Here is a 5,209-nt window from a genome sequence, read left to right as displayed (position 1 = left end):
ACTGTAGGCAATACATTAAAAAAGGAGGCAAAATCAGTTCCTACAAACAATTGTTTGTACAGGTCTTTTTGTTCGATCGTGCCTTCTTTATAGTACTGGCCGTACTTATCGATAATTTGTTGAACCTTTAAAATCATAATGATTTAGGTGTGGGGGTGGTGTATTTAAAAAATGTGGGTTGGTCGGTTAATGGAGCCTAGAATCCGTACGCAGCAAGAAGCTCGTCTTCACCGTCCATTTTCGCAGTCGCGTTACCTTCGGTGGTTTCGATCTTCTCAGTTTTGCCCAGTACGGGGGTTTTAGGTTCGGCACCAGGTGCAGCATCAAGCTGAGCCTGCAGCTGTGTTACTTTCGCTTCAGCATCATCCTTTTCTTTCTTCAGGGTAGCGTTAGTAGTAGTGAGATCACTTACCTGATTTTGCAGAGTCTGCATTTCAGTAGCTTTCATCTGAATGGCAGCAGCATCGGTAAGGCCAAGTTCTTCGTCGGACTTAGCTTCAGTATTAATACCGAACAGTGCCATGAGGCTGGTCATGGTTACTTTCATGTTAACTTTTGAGTTGGTAGTGGTGGTGTTTGAGCTTGGGGCTAATTCAAATACTTGTTGTACGGCGTCTGCCAGACTGCCCACGCCGTCGATCAGGCCCATTTCCAGGGCTTTGTCTGGGGTGTAGATCGCTCCGGATTTAGCATCCTTTTCGACAGCAGGGCGGTACTTGGCTACGTCAGCCAGGAACATATCCTGGAAAGGGGTTACGAGTTGAGCTTTGAGTTTATCAGTCTTACCTTCTTTGGCCTCTTTAAAGCCTAAGTCTTTATCGACGGCTTCGGTACCATATACTTCGATGTAGACGGCTCCCATTTTCTCCAGATATGGAATCATATCCAGGGTTCGGAAAACCGTACCGATATTGGCAATTTGACCAGAGAAGGGCGTTGAGTAAATACCGCCTTTGCAGGCCATGGCGATGTAATACGCTGCACTACATAAATAGCCGTCTGTATAAGCGACTACGGGCTTGGTAAGCGTCTGCAGAAAGGCAGCAAATTCGGCCAGTTGCATGACAGATCCACCGCCGGAATTAATAGCGAGAACGGTACCTGCGATCGTAGAATCGGTTTCAGCTTCGAGCAGTAAACGCTGGTATAAATCCAGGCCTGGAATACTCCAGTAATAATCCGTTTTGGGAAGGATCATACCTGTGATCGGGATGATCATCGCCCGGGATTCCGTAGAAGCAGACGACCGCCCGGACCGAGCAGCCGCCTGCAGGAACTGAGCCTCAGGTAAGGCCTTCTTTTCGCCCTCAGAACGGGCGGGTGCTTTTCCCTGGAGAAAAGCAAAGAGTTCTAGAGCATAGGCGTTGAATCCGCTTTCGTGGATAGACCAGAGCGAATGTTGAGTGAGATATGTAGGAAGTATTCCGTTCATTGTGATAGCGAAATACCGCTCTGTTTTCTCTGGAAAAAAAGACACAGCCGGATACGTCCGGCTGTGCTTAAATGGTAACAGTGAACGAATGCACCTTTTTCGACTCCAGCGTTGTAGTGAAGACCTTACCCTGGTATCGAATCTTCACGCTTTGGCTTTGCCCGGACACGTGATACGGCTGGCCAGCAACGGCGACGACCAGCAGCTCCCCGTTTATGGCCGCCCCACGCACGTAGGGTTTCGGGTTGGAATGTTCCTGAAGTAGATTTTGGTCCGGACGCGAATCGGTTTGCCAGGTAATACCCCCATCAAGCGAGTACTCCAGCTTGATATTGTACTGGGTATTCGGGTTGTTGGAGAAGCGGTTAAACTGGTAAGCACGCCATTTCCCGGCCTCTAAATAGTTCTGGCCGGCTTTTCTGGGACGTCCATCACTCCAGTTATAGAGGCCCCCACCCCATCGGTAGGAACCCGTGACCACGCCCCAAACGGGCAAACTCTCCAAAATCCAGCTGCCCACTTCAGGCCAGTTGTAGCCGCTGAGCCAATTACCCTGGTTGTCGTACTGGCGAGGTCCGCCATCATCGCCGCCTTCATACAAGGCCATCACCCACTCAATATTTTGCGGCTGGTGGCCAGCGGGAAGAGAAGCGAAGTAATTATCCGTCCAGCCCAGTTTCATCACGATGGGATGCAGGCTTTTCTGAGCATAGTCCGCCTGAGAAGAATACATCTTACCCGCACCGATGACGCTGGGTTCGTGCGAGGGATCGGTCCAAAAAAAGCCAGGCAGGTGGAAATAAGGGATCGTCCCCTGAAAGAGCGAAACGCCCGCCTCCTTAAGGAGGCGGAAGCGTTCCGAGGGTCCAGCCTGGGCCAGTGGATTGGAGGCACTCCCACCCCGATCCACACTTAGATTATTATGAGCGGACGCATAGACTTGAATCCGAACATTCGAATTCCGGCTGAGCGTGTACTTGACAGCATCGGCCTGAGCCTTTACGGCCGCCCAACTAAAAAAACGTTCGCCCTCGAAGTCCAGGTCCAATACGACCGGGTGGTTTTGCCACCCGATCGCATTCCTGAATGCGATGGCGTACCCTTCGACGGCCTCGTTTAAGGCTTGCTGCGAGGAAGGCAGGGCCTGACCCGGTGGCCAGATCGAAGCCAGGGCATTGTCGTACATCATCCGATACAGACCCGTACCGGCCGGCAGGTTATAGGTAGCCAGCTGCGTTTTGAGCTGGTCTACCGTTACCCCGGTCGGATTCCACTGCACATGGTATTCGCCCCCCAGCTCGTTCCAGAGCTTGGTCGGGTGGACGAAATTGACCATGCCTCGTTTCGCCCAATCGGCCTGCGTTGACCATTCAACCGCATCGGCCGTTAGGTTCATCGACGTCGTCGGCAGGGAAAAGGTGGGAATCTGCGAAAGCGAGGTTACGTCCGTTAGCGACCGGGTTTCCAGCACATCCGTTTCTTCTTCACCCCCACCCCCGCCGTTTCCGGGACTGCTCTTGTAGCCCCGGATCGATTTCAGCTTCACGTAGCGGCCCGGCTCCTTATTACCCCCGAAATCCAGATACATCCGCATGAGAATGCCCCCATAGTTCGGATTCGATTTCAAATCGATGGTGTAGGTATGGAACTGGCCGTCATTGATCGTATTGAAGCCATACACGGTATCGTCAAACTCCCAGAACTTGCCATGGTCGCGTTTGCGGTGCAGGTTGATGGCGGCCGTCGATGGACCACCCGTCAGGGCGACGGTGATGTCTACCTTGTCATAATCGCTAGCATTCCAGCTTACTTCAGGCGAGCAGAAGTTCGACCAGTTATCCTGATAGGAAATACCCCAGTACCCGGGGAACGGGTATTCGGTTGAGCCTCCGGAGGCCTTGTAAACACCATTCGTCCACCAGTGTTGCCGGTCTTTCGAAAAGTCGAAATCAAAGCGGAACGTCTCATCGCGTCGGGTGTAGGCGTAGTTTCGGGTTTCTTCAGCCGAGCCCAGCACGTAGGCAGCCTTGTACTTTAAGACCTGGTTGCGGTCGATATGCTCCTGGAACATATGCGTACCCAGACTGGCAAAATCACCATCCCATTCCGTATAGTTCGGCTTATCCTTCAGGCTCCAGCGGTTAAAGGAGGCTGAGAATTTGGGCGATTGTGACCAAAGGCCTAGTCCTAGATTGCCCTTGTTGGGAGCGTACAACCACATCCAGTTTTCAGCCGAATGGAATTTGGAGTTAAACGCATCCTGTGGGGTGGCATCCGAATAGCCTTCTTCGGCAACGGTGATGTCCCGATCAATCAGGGGCTGATTCGTCCAGGGCTGATTTCCCCAGTAGGTTTTAAACTTCCAGAATGCAGGGCCCAGAAAACCGCCCGCGATGTCCTGTCCGCGGGGCAGGTTATCAAATTCGTCGGTTCGGTGATTGTACAGGATGTTGGTCTGTTCAATCGCCTTGCCGTTAATTTTGTAGTACGAATCGACGTGGCATTCACACGGCAAATCATAATAGCCCCACATCTGCGGAATCGTACGAACGTAGAGTTCATTACCGTCCGGCGATTGCTTGTAGTGAACAACCCGCGAAGGCGTAGACATATCGCCCGTTTGGATGGGGTCCCAGCCCATGGTTTTCCAGAAATCGTGGGGTTTCTTATCGCCCGGATACCAGGGAATCGGCCATGAGTAGTACGCGTACTGGAGCTGCCGGCCCAGGTCAAAGTTATTGACCATGTTTTCCGAGCTACCTACCGGCGACAAATACCGAATAGCCGCTCCCGCTCCCAAATCAAAGCCTACTTTCATGTGCTCGTTTTGCACATACAGCATTTGCTTGGGAACATTCGTAATCAGTCCATCGGGTACGACGTCTTCCTTGAAGTAGTTTCCGTTCCCCGGATCACTCACGCCCGGCTGCGTGAATTCAATTCGCGTATTCCGAATCTGATTCTCGCGGGCACCCCGGTTTTCAGCGAAGTACAAGAAGTAGCCAACGCCGGACGAAAGGCCCGCTTTGGTGGTGTTCACCGTCAGCACACCATTGGCGGGTACGTTATCCTCCGAGTAGACGTATTTCCCGTCCGCAGATCCGTCCTTGCGGTAGATGGCGTAGTTGTAGCCAATCGTACCGGAAGTGGATGGATTAAGAATATTCACTTTCAACTGCGAGGTAGTCAATTCAGCTACCGAGAGTTGCAGGGGCTGCGAGGTGATCGGCGTTTCGTAGGTTTTCGAAGCATCGACTTCAGCCAAACCAAAGACTTTACCGGCCGCGTCCTTGACGTAGATGACATACTTTTCATCCGCGTACAGGTTTGATCCGTTGTGATCCTTAGTAAGCGTTTTTGACGTACTCCAGCCGTTAGCGTAGGAGAAGCTATTCCCGTCCGTTTTACGAAGGGCTTTCCACTGAACGATGGGTGAATTCGTATTGACGGCCGGTGCGGCCTCGATGGTAAACGTGCGGGATGAACCCGATTTTACGGTCGATACGCTGGTGATGCGGGGGTAATCGTCGGTTTTATAATCCTGATTCGGCTGAGACGCATTCGGATTATAGGGCGTATTACAGTTGGCGTAGAACGTCCAGGCCGTACCACGGTCGGCCGTTACGGTGGGATCGATCACAAATTCCAGCTTATCACCGGGGGCTACGGCGATGCTGCCCACGGTACGCCAGGACTTGGGATCGTAACTGACGACGGTGACGCCGTTTTTCTTCACCGACATTTTATCGGGAATGGTACCCGAATCGAACATATAGT

2 protein-coding genes are annotated in these 5,209 nt (G+C 52.2%); both read right to left on the bottom strand.

Annotated elements, in window-relative coordinates; genetic code table 11:
- Positions 1-196: 196 nt before the first annotated feature.
- Complete coding sequence (locus tag ACOJTG_RS15945) at positions 197-1,432, bottom strand: S49 family peptidase (RefSeq protein ID WP_420154735.1); 1,236 nt, start codon at positions 1,430-1,432, stop codon at positions 197-199.
- Between the two features lie 67 nt (positions 1,433-1,499).
- On the bottom strand, positions 1,500-5,209 hold a 3,710-nt coding region (locus ACOJTG_RS15940), incomplete at its 5' end, for a hypothetical protein (RefSeq protein ID WP_420154734.1).

It is taken from the genome of Siphonobacter sp., from assembly GCF_048595215.1.
Taxonomy (GTDB): Bacteria; Bacteroidota; Bacteroidia; order Cytophagales; family Spirosomataceae; genus Siphonobacter.
Note: the sequence above shows the minus strand (reverse complement) of the source record. Positions and strands in the feature narration are given on the sequence as shown.